At 62.7% G+C, this 16,848-nt stretch carries 15 protein-coding genes; 9 read left to right on the forward strand and 6 right to left on the reverse strand.

The window, feature by feature from the left end; genetic code table 11:
* Positions 1-43 precede the first annotated feature (43 nt).
* Entirely contained in the window at positions 44-1,951 is a 1,908-nt protein-coding gene (quiC, locus tag H621_RS0114040; RefSeq protein WP_028944016.1) for a 3-dehydroshikimate dehydratase QuiC, read from the forward strand.
* A 66-nt stretch (positions 1,952-2,017) separates the two neighbouring features.
* Positions 2,018-2,686, forward strand: coding sequence for a TetR/AcrR family transcriptional regulator (locus H621_RS0114045; protein ID WP_028944017.1), 669 nt, complete (start codon positions 2,018-2,020; stop codon positions 2,684-2,686).
* Positions 2,687-2,754: 68 nt separating this feature from the next.
* On the opposite strand, the gene H621_RS0114050 is transcribed toward H621_RS0114045, so the two are convergent.
* Positions 2,755-3,615 (reverse strand): shikimate dehydrogenase, encoded by an 861-nt coding sequence (locus H621_RS0114050; protein ID WP_028944018.1) that lies wholly within the window; start codon positions 3,613-3,615, stop codon positions 2,755-2,757.
* A gap of 158 nt (positions 3,616-3,773) precedes the next feature.
* Between H621_RS0114050 and H621_RS0114055 the strand changes: the two genes are divergently transcribed.
* Positions 3,774-4,937 (forward strand): alkaline phosphatase family protein, encoded by a 1,164-nt coding sequence (locus tag H621_RS0114055; protein ID WP_028944019.1) that lies wholly within the window; start codon positions 3,774-3,776, stop codon positions 4,935-4,937.
* 120 nt (positions 4,938-5,057) lie between these two features.
* Here H621_RS0114055 and trmA read toward each other — a convergent pair whose 3' ends face one another.
* Positions 5,058-6,143: a tRNA (uridine(54)-C5)-methyltransferase TrmA gene (gene trmA, locus H621_RS0114060; protein WP_028944020.1), complete on the reverse strand. Its 1,086-nt coding sequence runs from the start codon at positions 6,141-6,143 to the stop codon at positions 5,058-5,060.
* The gene (locus tag H621_RS0114065; RefSeq protein ID WP_028944021.1) at positions 6,140-7,435 is read right to left on the reverse strand and encodes an NCS2 family permease; all 1,296 of its coding nucleotides are present in this window, start codon (positions 7,433-7,435) and stop codon (positions 6,140-6,142) included. The genes trmA and H621_RS0114065 overlap by 4 nt, the downstream gene beginning before the upstream one ends.
* A gap of 228 nt (positions 7,436-7,663) precedes the next feature.
* On the opposite strand from H621_RS0114065, the gene H621_RS0114070 reads away from it, so the two are divergent.
* A complete protein-coding gene (locus H621_RS0114070) occupies positions 7,664-8,215 on the forward strand; it encodes a DJ-1 family glyoxalase III (protein WP_028944022.1) in 552 nt (183 codons plus the stop codon).
* Between the two features lie 59 nt (positions 8,216-8,274).
* On the opposite strand, the gene H621_RS0114075 is transcribed toward H621_RS0114070, so the two are convergent.
* Positions 8,275-9,492 carry an MFS transporter gene (locus H621_RS0114075; RefSeq protein WP_028944023.1) on the reverse strand — a complete coding sequence of 406 codons (1,218 nt, stop codon included), beginning with the start codon at positions 9,490-9,492 and terminating at the stop codon, positions 8,275-8,277.
* Positions 9,493-9,854: 362 nt separating this feature from the next.
* Here H621_RS0114075 and H621_RS0114080 point away from each other — a divergent pair, with 362 nt between their 5' ends.
* The 3 genes from H621_RS0114080 to H621_RS27105 are packed head-to-tail and all read left to right on the forward strand — an operon-like array spanning position 9,855 to position 12,472.
* Positions 9,855-11,294 carry a cytochrome ubiquinol oxidase subunit I gene (locus H621_RS0114080; protein WP_028944024.1) on the forward strand — a complete coding sequence of 480 codons (1,440 nt, stop codon included), beginning with the start codon at positions 9,855-9,857 and terminating at the stop codon, positions 11,292-11,294.
* A 3-nt stretch (positions 11,295-11,297) separates the two neighbouring features.
* Entirely contained in the window at positions 11,298-12,305 is a 1,008-nt protein-coding gene (gene cydB, locus H621_RS0114085; protein ID WP_028944025.1) for a cytochrome d ubiquinol oxidase subunit II, read from the forward strand.
* Between the two features lie 11 nt (positions 12,306-12,316).
* Positions 12,317-12,472, forward strand: coding sequence for a DUF2474 domain-containing protein (locus tag H621_RS27105; protein ID WP_036989853.1), 156 nt, complete (start codon positions 12,317-12,319; stop codon positions 12,470-12,472).
* Positions 12,473-12,643: 171 nt separating this feature from the next.
* On the opposite strand, the gene H621_RS0114095 is transcribed toward H621_RS27105, so the two are convergent.
* The gene (locus tag H621_RS0114095; RefSeq protein ID WP_028944026.1) at positions 12,644-13,768 is read right to left on the reverse strand and encodes a methyltransferase; all 1,125 of its coding nucleotides are present in this window, start codon (positions 13,766-13,768) and stop codon (positions 12,644-12,646) included.
* Positions 13,769-13,931: 163 nt separating this feature from the next.
* On the opposite strand from H621_RS0114095, the gene H621_RS0114100 reads away from it, so the two are divergent.
* Positions 13,932-14,708: a ferredoxin--NADP reductase gene (locus H621_RS0114100; protein ID WP_028944027.1), complete on the forward strand. Its 777-nt coding sequence runs from the start codon at positions 13,932-13,934 to the stop codon at positions 14,706-14,708.
* 137 nt (positions 14,709-14,845) lie between these two features.
* On the opposite strand, the gene mscL is transcribed toward H621_RS0114100, so the two are convergent.
* A complete protein-coding gene (mscL, locus tag H621_RS0114105; RefSeq protein WP_028944028.1) occupies positions 14,846-15,259 on the reverse strand; it encodes a large-conductance mechanosensitive channel protein MscL in 414 nt (137 codons plus the stop codon).
* Between the two features lie 174 nt (positions 15,260-15,433).
* Here mscL and radA point away from each other — a divergent pair, with 174 nt between their 5' ends.
* Positions 15,434-16,801, forward strand: coding sequence for a DNA repair protein RadA (gene radA, locus H621_RS0114110; protein WP_028944029.1), 1,368 nt, complete (start codon positions 15,434-15,436; stop codon positions 16,799-16,801).
* Positions 16,802-16,848 lie beyond the last annotated feature (47 nt).

The following is a 16,848-nucleotide window of genomic DNA, read 5'->3' on the forward strand; positions in this document are numbered from 1 at the left end:
CTTGCAGCATCCGGGTTTTGCCTGCCCATCGGAGCGAATAAAAATGCAGCGTTCGATTGCCACTGTGTCCTTGAGCGGTACCTTGCCTGAAAAACTCGAAGCCATAGCCGCCGCGGGTTTCGACGGGGTCGAGATCTTCGAGAATGACTTGCTGTACTACGCCGGCAGCCCGCGGGAAATCCGCCAGCGCTGTGCCGACCTGGGCCTGGCAATCACCCTGTTCCAGCCGTTCCGCGACTTCGAGGGCTGCCGCCGTGACCGCCTGGCCCGCAACCTGGACCGCGCCGAGCGCAAGTTCGACCTGATGCAGGAGCTGGGCACCGATCTGGTGCTGGTGTGCAGCAACGTTGCCGCCGACTCCCTGGGCGAGCGCCAGGTGTTGGTCGACGACCTGCGCCTGCTGGCCGAACGGGCGGGGGCACGGGATCTGCGCATTGGTTACGAGGCGCTGGCCTGGGGTCGTCATGTGAACACCTGGGAGCAGGTCTGGGATATCGTCAAGGCGGGCGATCATCCAAGCCTGGGCATGATTCTCGACAGTTTCCACACCTTGTCGATCAAAGGTGATCCGCGCGGTATCGCCCAGGTTCCGGGCGACAAGATCTTTTTCGTGCAAATGGCCGATGCACCCGTGCTGGCCATGGATGTGCTGGAGTGGAGTCGGCACTTCCGTTGCTTCCCCGGGCAAGGCGAATTCGACCTGGCCGGGTTCCTGGCGCCGATCCTGGCCAGTGGTTATCGCGGGCCGTTGTCGCTGGAGATCTTCAATGACGGCTTTCGCGCTGCGCCGCCACGGGCCAATGCCGCCGATGGCCTGCGCTCGTTGTTGTACCTGGAAGAGAAGACCCGCCAGCGTCTTGAACTGGATACCCCGCAGCCGCTGGACGACCTGCTGTTCGCCCCACCGGCCGCCAGCGCCTACGACGGCATCGAGTTCCTTGAGTTCGCCGTGGACGACGCCCTGGGCGCCAAGCTGGGCAACTGGTTGGAGCGCCTCGGTTTTACCCGCGCCGGTGCGCACCGCTCGAAGAACGTCAGCTTGCTGCGCCAGGGGGATATCAACCTGATCCTCAATGCCGAGCCCTATTCGTTCGCCCATAACTTCTTTGAAAGCCATGGACCGTCGCTGTGTGCCACGGCTATACGGGTCAAGGACAGCGCCCAGGCCCTGGCCCGGGCAGTGGCCTATCACGGCCAGCCGTATCGCGGCCTGGTCGGGCCCAACGAACGTGAATTGGCCGCCGTGCGTGCGCCGGATGGCAGCCTGATCTACCTGGTCGATCAGGACGCCGAAGGCCGCACCATCTATGACACCGACTTCAGCCAATTGCTGCCGTCGGGCAACAGTCTGGGGCTCAAGCGCATCGACCACATGGCCCTGGCGCTGCCGGCCGATGGCCTGGACAGCTGGGCGCTGTTCTACAAGAGCCTGCTGGACTTCACCGCAGACGACGAAGTGGTGCTGCCCGACCCTTACGGCCTGGTGAAAAGCCGTGCACTGCGCAGCCGTTGCAGCTCGATCCGGCTGCCGCTGAACATCTCGGAAAACCGCAATACCGCCATTGCCCACGCGCTGTCGCACTATCGTGGCTCGGGTGTGCATCACATTGCGTTCGACTGCGACGACATCTTCGCGGCGGTCAAGCAGGCCAAGGAGGCGGGCGTGGCGTTGCTCGACATCCCGCTCAACTACTACGACGACCTGGCCGCGCGGTTCGACTTCGATGACGAATTCCTCAGCGAACTGGCCTACTACAATGTGCTCTACGACCGTGATGCCCAGGGCGGCGAGCTGTTTCACGTGTACACCGAGCCGTTCGAGGAGCGCTTTTTCTTCGAGGTGCTGCAGCGTCGCAATGGCTACAGTGGCTACGGCGCGGCCAACGTGGCCGTGCGTCTGGCCGCCATGGCCAAGGCGCGGGCAGGAGCGCCGGCGCAGGCGCGTTTGTAGGCAGGCTTTCTTCCTTATCCCCCGGGGCTCATAATCACCGGGTTAACCGTTGGCCACGAGTCCCGTATGACGACTACCTCAGCACTTTTCGCAGCCCCGGAACCGGCGGTGCGCAAAGGCCGCAAGAACAACCCGGAAAAAACCCGCGAGAACATTCTTCAGGCGGCGATCAGCGAGTTCGTCCAGCAGGGGCTGGCCGGGGCGCGGGTCGATGCGATCGCCGAGCGCACCCAGACCTCCAAGCGCATGATCTACTACTACTTCAACAGCAAGGAGCAGTTGTACGTCGAGGTGCTTGAGAAGCTCTACGGAGATATCCGCAACACTGAAAGCAGCCTGAACCTGGCGGAGCTGGAGCCGCGCCAGGGCATTCGCCGGTTGGTGGAGTTCACCTTCGATCACCATGATCGCAATGTCGATTTCGTGCGCATTGTCTGCAACGAGAACATGCACCACGGCGAGTACGTGAAGTGCTCCTCGACCATCCGCTCGATGAACAAGACGGTGCTTACCGCGCTGGACGAGATCCTCCACCGCGGCGCCGAGCAGGGCCTGTTCCGCCAGGGTCTGCAGGCGCTGGACGTGCATTTGTTGATCAGTTCGTTCTGTTTTTACCGGGTATCGAACCGGCACACCTTTGGTGAGCTGTTCCAGGTCGATTTCGAGGACGAGGCGATCAAGGATCGCCATCGCGAGATGATCTGCGAGTCGGTGTTGCGGTACCTGCAGGCCTGATCGCGGGGCAAGCCCGCTCCTGCAGGATTTTTGCCAATCTGTGGGAGCGGGCTTGCCCCGCGATGCTTTCAGCCGCCCAGGCTGTTGAAGTGCGCGATCATCCGTGAAGCGTCTGGTGTTACCCCGCTGAACAACTCGAACGCCTTCACCGCCTGGAACACCGCCATGTTCGACCCATCCAGGGTCCTGCACCCCAACGCCCGTGCCTCGCGTAGCAGCTCGGTTTCCAGCGGGAAATAAACAATCTCCGCCACCCACAACGCAGGGCGCAGCAATGCCTTGGGTACCGGCATGCCCGGAAGCTTGGCCATGCCCATTGGCGTGGTGTTGACCAGCCCGTCGGTGGCGGCGAGGGCACTTTCCAGGTCATGGCCGACGCGGGCGCGGCTACCGTTGAAATGCTGATTGAGGTTATCCACCAGTGCCTGCGCTCGGGCTGTTTCGACGTCGAACACCGTCAGTTGTTCAACGCCTTCGGCCAGCAGTGCGTGGGCTACCGCAGCGCCTGCACCACCGGCGCCCATCTGTACCACCTCGGCACGCGGCGCATCGGCCAGGCCCCGGCGAAAGCCTTCGGCAAAACCCAGGCAGTCGGTGTTGTGGCCGATGCGCTTGCCGTCCTTGAGCACCACGGTATTGACTGCACCAATGCCCCGCGCTTCAGCCGAGAGATCGTCCAGCAACGGCAGGATCGCCTGCTTGCACGGGAAGGTAATGTTCAGGCCGGTGTAACCCATCGACTCGGCTGCGGTGAGCAGTTGCTCCAGCGCGGTGCTGTCCAGTTGCAGGCTGTCCAGGTCGATCAGCCGGTACAGGTAATTCAAGCCTTGGGCACGGCCTTCGTGCTCATGCAGCGCAGGGGTGCGCGAGGCCTGGATGCCTGCGCCGATCAGGCCGGCGAGAATACCGCCGGAGGTGGCCGGATTCATGGGGGGACTCCATTGTTGTTCTTGGAAATGGCGTTCAGTGAAAATGTACCGTTTGGTTAACAAGGTCAATTGTCGGAACCGAAGCCCCGTGCTTTTCTGTGCGCTGATCGCACAGCCTGTGCTACACCTGTTGTTTTGACCTGCCTGCGGAGGGAGACATGGCAATGCCGTTCAACGACTCACAGTTGATGGGTGAAACCTGGCCGGGGCTGGCCAGCCTCACTCAGTCGATCTTCGCGGGCCTGGGTGGACAGGGCTTTCGCAACAGCTTTCACCTCGACCGCTCGCAGGCTGCCTGCCTGCTGCTGATCGACGGCCTGGGCTGGAACCTGTTGCAGGCACATGCCCGCCACGCTCCGTTTCTGGCTTCACTGGCGCAGCCGGACTCCCGATTTCGCGTTGGCTTTCCCGCGACCACCGCAACCAGTCTGGCATCGGTCACTTCAGGGTTGGGCAGTGGTGCCCATGGCATTGTCGGTTGCAGCTTTGCCCTTGATGAACACAGCGAGCTTTCGCCGCTGCAGTGGGCCACCGCTGCACTGCAGCCCGGCGCGCAGCCTTGTGAGGCCCCGGCGCCCGGGTCGTTCATCGTGCCACCCGATGCCTGGAGCCTGGCCGCTGAACAGGGTATCGCCATCAGCACGGTGATGCTCGGGCGCTTTGCCAATTCGGCGTTCAGCCAGGCGATCTACAAGGCCGGGCAGATATTGCCTGCGCCGGCCTATGACGCCTATCCCGCGCTGGTAAACGCGGCGCTGGACGCACCGGGGCCGGCGTTCTGCTTTGCTTATTTTGGCGACCTGGATTTTGCCGGGCACTTGTTCGGTCCGGGGTCGGACGGCTGGATCAATCAGCTGCAGATTGCCGATCAACTGGCCCAGGCCATTGCTCGCAGGTTACCGGAACGCGCCCAACTGATGATCATCGCCGACCACGGCATGCTGGCGCTGGACAGCGAGCAGGTGCGGGACTTCGATCTCGAACCTGCCTTGCAGGAAGGTGTACGCGCCATCGCAGGCGATATCCGGGCGCGCTACCTCTACACCCACGAGCACCAGCAGGACCGCGTGCATGAACGCTGGCAGAACCGCCTTGGCGACGACTACCGGGTATTGAGCAAGGCCCAGGCGATTGCCAAAGGGTTGTTTGGGGATGTAATGCTGAGCCAGGCCGAGGCGCGGATCGGCGACCTGATCGTGGTGCCGAACGGGGCAGGGGGGATTATTCGCAGCGAGGTGGAGAAGCATGCCAGCCAGTGGCGTGGGCACCATGGGGCGTTGACCGATGAGGATCAGTTGGTGCCGTTGTTGATGTACAAGTGAAGCTGTTGCCGGTGTAGCCGTTGCCGCCAGGCTGCGATCGACTGCGCAGCAGACGCCTTGGCTTTTTACGACCGCTTCGCGGCCGATCGCAGCCTGGCGGCAGCGGCTACACCGATGGTTTCAGCGCCGGACCAGCAACACCCCACTCTCCATGTGATGCGTGTACGGGAACTGGTCGAACAATGCACACCGCTCGATACGGTGGGTGTCGTGCAACTGGGCGATGTTGGCTGCCAGCGTTTCCGGGTTGCAGGAGATATACAGGATGTTGTCGAAGCGCCGGGTCAGTTCGCAGGTGTCCGGATCCATGCCGGCGCGCGGCGGGTCGACGAACACGCTACCGAATTCATAGCTCTTCAGGTCGATGCCTTCCAGACGGCGGAACGGACGCACTTCGTTCAGCGCCTCGGTCAGCTCTTCGGCAGACAAGCGAACCAGGCGCACGTTATCCACACCGTTGTCATCGAGGTTGTGCAGTGCGGCATTGACCGAAGTCTTGCTGATCTCGGTGGCCAGCACCTTGCGCACCCGGGTTGCCAGCGGCAGAGTGAAGTTGCCGTTGCCGCAGTACAGCTCCAGCAGGTCGTCCTGGCGCTCGCCAAGGGCCTCGTAGGCCCAGTTGAGCATCTTCTGGTTCACCGTGCCGTTGGGCTGGGTGAAGGCGCCTTCCGGCTGGCGGTAGCGGAAGCTGCGTCCAGCAACCTGCAGCTCTTCGACCGCGTAGTCGCGACCGATCACCACGCGCTTGCCCTTGGAGCGGCCAATGATGCTCACGCCCAGGTCGCTGGCCAGTTGTTGCGCAGCCGCCTCCCAGTGCTCGTCCAGGGGACGGTGGTAGCACAGGGTGATCATCGCGTCGCCCGCCAGGGTGGTGAGGAACTCCACCTGGAACAGCTTGAAGCTCAGGGCTGAGCTCGCCATCCAGGCGGCCTTGAGGCGTGGCATCAGTTCATTGATGCGCAGGCTGGCGATGGGGAAGTCTTCGATCAGGATCGGCGTGTGCTTTTCGCCCGGCGCGAACATGGCGTAGAAGCGCTGCTCGTTCTCGCGCCACAGGCGAAACTCGGCGCGCAGGCGATAGTGCTCGCGCGGCGAGTCGAACACCGCAGGTTCCGGGGCATCGAACGGCGCCAGCAGCTCACGCAGGCGGGCAGCCTTGGCGTCGAGCTGCTGGGTATAGGACGAAGGATCGAGGACAGCACTCATGCGTTGAACCAGCCCAGCTTGATGACGAACAGGATCGAGAGGATCACCAGTGCCGGGTTCAGGTCACCACGACGGCCGGAGATCAGCTTGATCGCGGTCCAGGAAATGAAACCGAAGGCGATGCCGTTGGCGATCGAGTAGGTAAGCGGCATGGCCAGGGCAGTGATAACCACCGGTGCGGCTTCGGTGACGTCGTCCCAGTTTATTTCTGCCAGGCCCGAGGCCATCAGCACGGCGACGAACAGCAGCGCCGGGGCCGTGGCGAAGGCCGGCACGCTACCGGCCAGCGGGGCGAAGAACAGCGCCAGCAGGAACAGGATAGCCACCACGATGGCGGTAAGGCCGGTGCGCCCGCCCGCACTCACGCCGGCTGCCGACTCGATGTAGCTGGTGGTGGTCGAGGTACCCAGCAGGGAACCGGCCATGGCCGCGGTACTGTCGGCGATCAGGGCGCGGCCCATTTTCGGCATGTGGCCATCCTTGCGCATCAGGCCGGCGCGTTTGGCAACGCCGATCAGGGTGCCGGAGTTGTCGAACAGGTCGACGAACAGGAAGGCGAAGATCACGCTGATCAGGCCCACATCCAGCGCACCCTTGATGTCCAGCTGCAGGAAGGTTGGCGCCAGCGATGGCGGCATCGAGACCACGCCGGCGAACGGAGTGAAGCCCAGCACGATAGAGGTCACGGTCACGGCCAGGATGCCGATCAGTACCGCACCACGGACCTTCAGGGCCTCCAGCGCGACGATCAGGAAGAAGCCCAGGGTGGCGAGGATGGGTGCCGGTTGCTTGAGATCGCCCAGGCCCACCAGGGTCGCCGGGTTGTCGACCACGATACCGGCATTGTGCAGGGCGATCAGCGCCAGGAACAGGCCGATACCGGCAGCAATGGCCGAACGCAGCGGCAGGGGGATGCTGTTGACGATCCACTCACGAATTCGAAAGATCGACAGCAGGAAGAACAGCACCGCCGAGATGAACACCGCCCCCAGTGCCACCTGCCAGGTATGCCCCATGTGCAGGACCACGGTGTAAGTGAAGAAGGCGTTCAGGCCCATGCCCGGCGCCAAGGCGATCGGGTAGTTGGCGATCAGGCCCATGGTGGTCGAACCGATGGCCGCTGCCAGGCAGGTGGCAACGAACAGCGCGCCCTTGTCCATGCCGGTCTCGCCGAGAATGCTCGGGTTGACGAACAAGATGTAGGCCATGGCCAGGAAGGTGGTGACGCCCGCGAGAATCTCGGTACGCACAGTGGTGTTGTGTGCTTTTAGTTGAAACAGCCTTTCCAGCATGCCTGCTCCCCGTGGCGCGCCCCGGCGCCGTGAATGTATCGACCCCATCAGCAAAGCACAGACCGTACCGGGTGGTGTGTGCAATTTGAATGAGCCGGAAAAAAGCCGCGCATCATACCAGCATGCTCGCCGAGCGGTAATTAATGTGTGGATACACTGCAGATGTACGCAGTTTCAGGGCGTTTTTCCGATCAACTACGCTTGAAAGATACTCACAGGAGAACGCCCATGAGCCATAGAGCCCTGATCGTTGTTGCCGAAGGCGTTGACGACCTGCAGTGCGTGACCTTGATCGATGTCTTGCGCCGGGCCGAGGTAGAAGTGGTGGTAGCCAGTATCGAGGGCAGGCGGATGTTGACCTGTGCCCGGGGTACACGCCTGACCGCCGACGGCATGTTGGTGGACATCCTCGCCCAGCCCTTCGACCTGATCGTGTTGCCAGGGGGCGAGAAGGGCGCGCAGCATATGGCGGCGCATCAACCGCTGGAGCAGCAGGTTAAGGACCAGGCCAAGGCCGGAAAGTTTTTTGCCGCTATCGCCGAGGCTCCCGCGCTGGCCCTGCAGGCATTCGGTGTTTTGCGCCAGCGCCGCATGACCTGCCATGTCGATGTCAGTCAACAGCTTTCCGGTTGTACGTTTGTCGACCAGCCGGTGGTGGTGGACGGCAATTGCATCACGGCGCAAGGGTCGGGTGCGGCATTGGAATTTGCCCTGGTGCTGGTCGAGCAGGTGGTGGGCAGGGCCGCTCGCAAGCGAGTGGCGGGGCAGTTGGGCGTCTAGGTATCGCGGGGCAAGTCGAGACGCCGGTGCGACGTCTCGACTTGCCCCGCGAAGAACGCTCAAGACCGATGCATATGATCCCGGCCCGCCAGCGTCGGAAACAGCTTGATCCACACCCCGGTCACCACCAGCGTACCTACCCCGCCCAGCACCACCGCCGGCACCGTACCGAACCAGTGCGCCGTCACCCCGGATTCGAATTCCCCCAACTGATTCGAAGCACCGATGAACAACCCGTTCACCGCGCTCACCCGCCCGCGCATTTCATCCGGGGTTTCCAGCTGCACGAAGGCACCGCGGATCACCATGCTGATCATGTCGGCCGCACCGAGCACGGCCAGTACCGCCAATGAGAACCAGAACGAAGTCGACAGGCCAAACGCGATGGTGGCCACGCCAAAGACACCGACCGCGGTAAACATCACCCGGCCCACTTTGCGCTCCACCGGAAAGCGCGCCAGCCACAGTGACATCAGCAATGCGCCCACCGCGGGCGCCGAACGCAACAAGCCCAGGCCCCAGGGGCCGGTGAGCAGAATGTCCTTGGCGAATACCGGCAGCAGTGCCGTGGCGCCGCCCAGCAATACGGCGAACAAGTCCAGCGAGATGGCGCCAAGGATGTCCGGGCGGCTGCGGATAAAGCGAATGCCGGCCAGTAGCGAGTCCAGGCTGGCGCGGCCGGTCTGTGGCACTTGCGGCCGGACGCTGAGGCTCAGGGTCAGCAGGCAGGCGGTCACGTACAGCAGGACCGTCGGACCATAGACCCAGACACTGCCAAAGGCATAGAGAAAGCCACCCACCGCCGGCGCGACGATGGTCGCCGACTGCATTGCCGAGGCCGAGGCGGCCACGGCACGGGGGAACAGCCCCGGTGGCACGACGTTAGGCAGCAGCGCCTGGGTGGCGGGCATTTCAAAGGAGCGGGTGGCGCCCAGCAAGAAGGCCAGGATAAAGATCATCTCGCGGCTGACGTTGTCGGTGCTGCTGCCGATCACCAGTGCCACCGCGATCAACGCCTGGATGCTCTGGCACAGCGCGGCGACCCGGCGGCGGTCATAGCGGTCGGCGACGTGGCCGGTGTGCAGCATGAACAACACCCGTGGCGCGAACTCCACCAGGCCGACCAGGCCCAGGTCGAGCACGTTGCCGGTCAATTGGTACAGGTGCCAGCCGATGGCCACGGTGAGCATCTGGAAGCCGCTGGCGGTACACACCCGGGCCAGCCAGAACTTGAGGAAGGGACGGTGGTGGCGCAACAGCTGCGGTTGGTCTGACATCGGCGAAACAGAGCCTCGGCGAGGGGAGCGGGGGAGCAGATTATCATCAGTTTGTAACAACAGGTTGCAGGGATGGCGGCTGTTGGGCGGTCAGCGCACCGTTTGGGAGCGTCGTAAAGGGGGTGAGACAACCGGTCACGCGGCAATCAACCACACAACTGCGCAGGGCTTTCAGGACTATCCTTTCTGGCAACCGTTGATCTGGATCAATAGTTTCATTTGCAACGGTTGGGCCGTACGGCCGAATTCCCTGCGATGTGATGTTTTTAGAACAATTCCAACCAGCCGCACTCAACTACCGTGGGGGCAGTTGGCGCCAAGGCGCGTTGCCTGACGCCGGATTACCTGACAGAGGAAGCACTATGTTCGGATTAGAGGCTCTAGATCTCGCCCGAATTCAGTTCGCGTTTACCGTGTCGTTTCACATCCTGTTTCCGGCCATCACTATTGGCCTGGCGAGCTACCTGGCGGTACTTGAAGGGCTGTGGCTCAAGACCAACAACAGTGTCTACCGTGACCTTTATCACTTCTGGTCGAAGATCTTTGCCGTCAACTTCGGCATGGGGGTGGTGTCCGGTCTGGTCATGGCGTACCAGTTCGGCACCAACTGGAGCAAGTTCTCCGACTTTGCCGGCTCCATCACCGGCCCGTTGCTGACCTATGAAGTACTCACCGCCTTCTTCCTCGAGGCCGGTTTCCTCGGCGTCATGCTCTTTGGCTGGAACCGTGTAGGCCGTGGCCTGCACTTCTTCGCGACAGTCATGGTGGCCATTGGCACCATCATTTCCACCTTCTGGATTCTTGCCTCCAACAGCTGGATGCAAACCCCGCAGGGCTACGAGATCGTCAATGGCGTGGTAATCCCGGTGGACTGGTTCGCCGTGATCTTCAACCCGTCGTTCCCTTACCGCCTGGCACACATGGCCACTGCCGCGTTCGTGGCCACCGCGTTCTTCGTGGGTGCTTCTGCGGCCTGGCATTTGCTGCGCGGGCGTGACAACCCGGCCATTCGCAAGATGCTTTCGATGGCCATGTGGATGGCCTTGATCGTTGCCCCTATCCAGGCGGTGATCGGCGACTTCCACGGCTTGAACACCCTCAAGCACCAGCCGGTGAAAATTGCCGCGATCGAAGGGCACTGGGAAAACGTCCCGGGCGAGGCGACGCCGCTGATCCTCTTCGGCATTCCCGACATGGAAGCCGAGACCACCCGCTTCAAGCTGGAAATCCCGGCCCTGGGCAGCCTGATCCTGACCCACAGCCTGGACAAGCAAGTGCCGGCGATGAAGGAGTTCCCGAAGGAAGACCGGCCAAACTCCACCGTGGTGTTCTGGTCGTTCCGGGTCATGGTCGGACTGGGGATGCTGATGATCTTCGTCGGCTTGTGGAGCCTGTGGCTGCGCAAGAGCGACAAGCTCTACAGCTCGCGCCCCTTCTTGTACCTGACCTTGTGGATGGGCCCCTCCGGCCTGATCGCGATCCTGGCCGGCTGGTTCACCACCGAGATCGGTCGTCAGCCGTGGGTAGTCTATGGCCTGATGCGCACCGCCGATGGCGTCTCGAACCATAGCTACACCCAGCTGGGCGTGACCCTGGTGATGTTCGTGGTGGTTTATTTCGCCCTGTTTGGCGCGGGCCTTGGCTACATGATGCGCCTGGTACGCAAAGGGCCGAAAACCGGCGAGGGTGACGAAACCAACCCCGGTGGTCCTGGCCAGAAACGTACGCCTGCACGGCCGCTGTCGGCTGCCGGTGACGATCATGACGATGGCGAGCACGCCAGCCTGAGCAAGGGGAACTGAATCATGGGTATTGATCTTCCACTGATCTGGGCCGTGATCATCATCTTCGGCATCATGATGTACGTGGTCATGGATGGCTTTGACCTGGGCATCGGCATTCTCTTTCCCTTCGTCAAGGCCGAGCAGGACCGCGACGTGATGATGAACACCGTCGCGCCGGTCTGGGACGGTAACGAGACCTGGCTGGTGCTGGGGGGCGCGGCCTTGTTCGGCGCCTTCCCGCTCGCCTATGCCGTGGTGTTGTCGGCGCTCTACCTGCCGCTGATGCTGATGCTGATCGGCTTGATCTTCCGGGGCGTGGCCTTCGAATTCCGTTTCAAGGCCAAGGCCGACAAGCGTCACCTCTGGGACAAGGCCTTCATCGGCGGCTCGCTGGCAGCCACTTTCTTCCAGGGTGTGGCCCTGGGCGCCTTCATCGAAGGCTTCAAAGTGGTTGACCGCAGCTATGCAGGCGGCTCCCTGGACTGGCTGACACCGTTCAGCCTGTTCTGTGGCGTGGGACTGATCGTGGCTTATGCGCTGCTCGGCTGCACGTGGCTGATCATGAAAACCGAAGGCAAGCTGCAACTGCAGATGCACGACCTGGCCCGCCCGCTGGCGCTGGTGCTGCTGGCGGTGACCGGTATCGTGAGCATCTGGACGCCGCTGGCGCACCCGGACATCGCCACCCGCTGGTTCAGCCTGCCTAACCTGTTCTGGTTCCTGCCGGTGCCGATCCTGGTACTGGTGACCCTGTACGGTCTGCTCAAGGCTGTGGCCCGCAATGCCCACTACACCCCGTTCCTGCTGACCCTGGTACTGATCTTCCTTGGCTATAGCGGCCTGGGCATCAGCCTGTGGCCGAACATCATCCCGCCGTCGATCTCGATCTGGGACGCTGCCGCACCCCCGCAGAGCCAGGGCTTCATGCTGGTGGGGACGCTGTTCATCATTCCGTTCATCCTTGGCTACACCTTCTGGAGCTACTACGTGTTCCGCGGCAAGGTGACCCATGAGGACGGCTATCACTAGGAGCCCTGGCGATGACTGGCAAGCACACGTATGACGAAGAGAAAAAGCCGCTCTGGCAACGGCTGGGCTGGCTGGCGGTGATCTGGGCCGGCAGCGTGGCGGCCCTGGGCATCGTGGCCTGGCTGATGCGCATGTTCATGGCGGCAGCCGGCCTGAGCACCCACTGACTGACATTCCCATCCCGCCTCGCGGCGGATTCTGCGCCCTTCGCAACCTCGGTCGCGAAGGGTTTTTTTTGCCTGTGGAGGAGCGGCGGTACGACGTCTCGACGTGCCCCGCGAAAGCGTTCTGTCAGCCACGCCGCATCCTGGGGCAAGCCCGCTCCTATTGTGTGGCGGCTATTTACGGGCCTTGAGCACCACGAACTTGGGGGTGGCCGCCACTTGCTCGACGCCCCGGAACAGGCGCGCCAGCTTGCTGTGGTAACCCAGGTGGCGGTTGCCGACGATGTACAGCGAACCCCCCACCACCAACGCCTCACGGGCCTGCTGAAACATGCGCCAGGCGAGGAAGTCGCCCACCACTTGCTGCTGGTGGAAAGGCGGATTGCACAACACCACATCCAGCGATTGCGCCGGTTGTCCGGCCAGGCCATCGTCGGCACGCACCGTCATTTCACGATCCCCCAGTGCCGCCTGCCAGTTTTCCAGGGCCGACTGGGTGGCCATGTAGGATTCATCCACCAAGGTGTAGTGCGCCTGCGGGTTGTTCAGGGCGCTGGCAATGGCCAGCACGCCGTTGCCGCAGCCAAGGTCGGCGACCCGGGCCGTGCCCAGGTTGGTTGGCAGGTGGGGCAGGAAGGCGCGGGTGCCGATATCCAGGCCTTCGCGGCAGAACACGTTGGCGTGGTTGACCAGCTCCAGGCGCGGCGCCTCCAGCAGGTAGCGGGTTGGGTACGGGGAGGTGAAGGTGCCTTTGTCCTGGACGGTGGCAATCAACAGACGGGCCTTCTTCCGGGCCAGCGAGGCTTGCACCGGGCCGATGTATTTCTCCAGCAAGTCGCCGGCGGCGCGTGGCAGGTGCTTGATCATCGCCCCGGCGATGACCTGGGCACCTGGGGCCAGGTGTCCCTGCAGGCGGATCAATTGCTCTTCGAGCAGGGCCAGGGTCTTGGGTACACGTACCAGCACTCGGTCGAATGGGCCCTGCCATGGGCTGTTGGCCGGAATGAAGGGTACTGCGTCGAACGGCTGGCCGTTGCGCACCAGGTTCTTCTCCAGCGCCAGGTGAGCCAGGTGCGAGTCACCGCTGCTATGGAGCGGGAAGTGCCGGTTCAGGCTGATCGCCAAGGCCCCGAAACTGTCATTGAGTACCAACACCCGGGTCGAGGCAGCCGCTGCCTGCTCGGCCAGGTGTTCCAGCAAGTATTCGTCGGCGGCGTCGAACGCTTGCAAGGGATCGTTGGCTTGCTCGGGCTGGCGTAGCAGGTCGAGTTCGGCAAAAGGGCTGGTCAGCAAGGGCATGGTGTAAGGCTCTGGGGCAATGGCGCGCCGTGCATTCGACGGCGAGTGACAGGGTGGCAATTCTACAAGGGTTTTGCCGGCCAGGGGATGTCACTACAATCCTGCGGTGTTTATCCGGGCCTGTTTGCGCGACACTGGGCACATCTGTTCTATGGAGTAAGTCATGACTGCCAGCGCTGAAAAGTTCACTCGCCAGACGTTGCTCGACGTCCAGCCGCTGACCCCCAGCCTGTTCAGCCTGCGTACCAGTCGCGATTCGGGGTTTCGCTTCCGGTCCGGCCAGTTCGCCCGCCTGGGTGTGACCAAAGCCGACGGCAGCGTGGTCTGGCGCGCCTATTCAATGGTTTCGGCGCCCCATGACGAGCATCTGGATTTCTTTTCCATCGTGGTACCGGGCGGTGAATTCACCAGCGAGCTGAGTCGACTGCGCGAGGGCGATAGCCTGCTGATCGATCGCCAGGCGTTCGGCTTCCTGACCCTGGATCGCTTTGTCGATGGTCGTGACCTGTGGTTGCTGGCCACCGGTACCGGCATTGCACCGTTCATGTCGATCCTGCAGGACTTCGAGGCGTGGGAGCGTTTCGAGTCGATCAAACTGGTGTACTCGGTGCGTGAAGCCAATGAGCTGGCCTACCTGGACCTGATCGCAGGCCTTGAGCAGCGCGACTACCTGGCCGAGTACGCGGGCAAGTTGCAGTTCATTCCGGTGGTCACCCGCGAGCAGCACCCGGGAGCCCTCAACGAACGCATCACGACCCTGATCGAGAACGGCGAGCTGGAGCGGGCGGCTGGGCTGGAACTGACACCGGAGCATTCGCGGGTGATGCTGTGTGGCAACCCACAGATGATCGACGACACGCGTCAGGCGCTCAAGCAGCGGGGTTTGAACTTGAGCTTGAGCCGCCGGCCGGGGCAAGTGGCGGTAGAAAACTACTGGTAGATCTGGCTTTGTGGGCGCTACCGCTACACCGCGAAGCGGGCGTCATACGGCTAGGGCGACTGCTATGCAGTCGATCGCAGCCTGGCGGCAGCGGCTACAAAAACGGCGCCCATTGGCGCCGTTTTTTTGTTCCGAATTCAGGGCTGCCGATTCTGTGTCTTGAGCAGGTCGCGGATCTCGGTGAGCAGTTCTTCTTCCTTGGTGGGGACCGGTGGCAGGCTGGGAGCCTCGGCTTCTTCACGTTTGAGACGGTTGATTGCCTTGACGCCCATGAAGATTGCGAACGCGACGATGATGAAGTCCAGCACGGTCTGGATGAACTTGCCGTACGCCAGCACCACGGCCGGGATGTCACCTTCGGCCGCCTTGAGGGTGATCGCCAGGTCACTGAAGTCCACGCCACCGATCAGCATACCGATTGGCGGCATCACCACATCGCCTACAAAGGATGAAACGATTTTGCCGAAGGCTGCGCCGATGATGATACCGACGGCCATGTCGACCACGTTGCCTTTGACCGCGAAGGCCTTGAATTCGTTGAGCACGCCCATGGTTTATTCCTTGTAACAGATGAGGTTGGTGAGCGAAGTGTAAATCAGCTAGGCGCTTCATGCTCCGCGCTGCTGCAACAGACTGCAGTTATATCCAATAGTTTTGTCGATTTCTGTGGCGATCCAGGTCACCCCGGTCGGCTATCATGGTCCCTTTTCCAGAGGACCGTCCCCATGGCCAAGGCCAAGCGCATGTACGGCTGCACTGAGTGCGGCGCCACCTTTCCCAAATGGGCCGGGCAATGTGGCGAATGCGGGGCCTGGAACACCCTGGTCGAGACCGTGCTGGAAAGCGGCGCAGCCGCGGCGCCCAGCGGTCGTACCGGCTGGGCCGGGCAGCAGGCGCAGATCAAGACCCTGGCCGAGGTCAGCATCGAGGAAATTCCGCGCTTCAGCACCGCCAGCGCCGAGCTCGACCGGGTGCTCGGCGGTGGCCTGGTGGACGGTTCGGTGGTATTGATCGGCGGTGACCCAGGCATCGGCAAGTCGACGATCCTGCTCCAGACCCTGTGTGCCATCGCCACGCGGATGCCGGCACTGTACGTCACCGGCGAGGAATCCCAGCAGCAGGTGGCCATGCGCGCACGGCGCCTGGGGCTGCCCCAGGACCAGTTGCGGGTCATGACTGAAACCTGCATTGAAACCATCATTGCCACGGCACGCGTGGAAAAGCCCAAGGTCATGGTGATCGACTCGATCCAGACCATCTTTACCGAGCAGCTGCAGTCGGCGCCGGGCGGGGTTTCCCAGGTGCGGGAAAGCGCGGCCTTGCTGGTGCGCTATGCCAAGCAGAGTGGCACGGCGATCTTCCTCGTCGGCCACGTGACCAAGGAAGGCGCGCTGGCTGGCCCACGAGTGCTGGAGCACATGGTCGACACCGTGCTGTATTTCGAGGGCGAATCCGATGGCCGCCTGCGGTTGCTGCGGGCGGTGAAAAACCGCTTCGGCGCGGTCAATGAACTGGGCGTGTTCGGCATGACCGACCGTGGCCTCAAGGAAGTTTCCAACCCTTCGGCGATCTTCCTCACTCGCGCCCAGGAGGAAGTCCCCGGCAGCGTGGTCATGGCCACCTGGGAAGGCACCCGACCGATGCTGGTAGAAGTCCAGGCGCTGGTCGACGACAGTCATTTGTCCAACCCCCGGCGCGTCACCCTTGGCCTGGACCAGAATCGCCTGGCCATGCTGCTGGCGGTATTGCACCGCCACGGCGGCATTCCGACCCATGACCAGGATGTGTTCCTCAACGTGGTGGGCGGGGTCAAGGTGCTGGAGACCGCCTCGGACCTGGCGTTGATGGCGGCGATCATGTCCAGCTTGCGCAACCGTCCGTTGGACAACGGCCTGCTGGTGTTTGGAGAGGTGGGCTTGTCTGGCGAGGTGCGCCCGGTGCCCAGTGGCCAGGAACGCTTGAAAGAAGCGGCCAAGCACGGCTTCAAGCGGGCCATCGTGCCCAAGGGCAACGCTCCCAAGGAGGCCCCGGCCGGTCTTCAGGTGATTGCCGTGACCCGACTAGAGCAGGCCCTCGACGCGCTGTTTGAATAGTCGCTTGTATCGCATGAACAAAAAGGGCCGGTGATGCGCACCGGCCC

The sequence above is a fragment of the Pseudomonas vranovensis DSM 16006 genome (genome assembly GCF_000425805.1).
Lineage (GTDB): Bacteria > Pseudomonadota > Gammaproteobacteria > Pseudomonadales > Pseudomonadaceae > Aquipseudomonas > Aquipseudomonas vranovensis.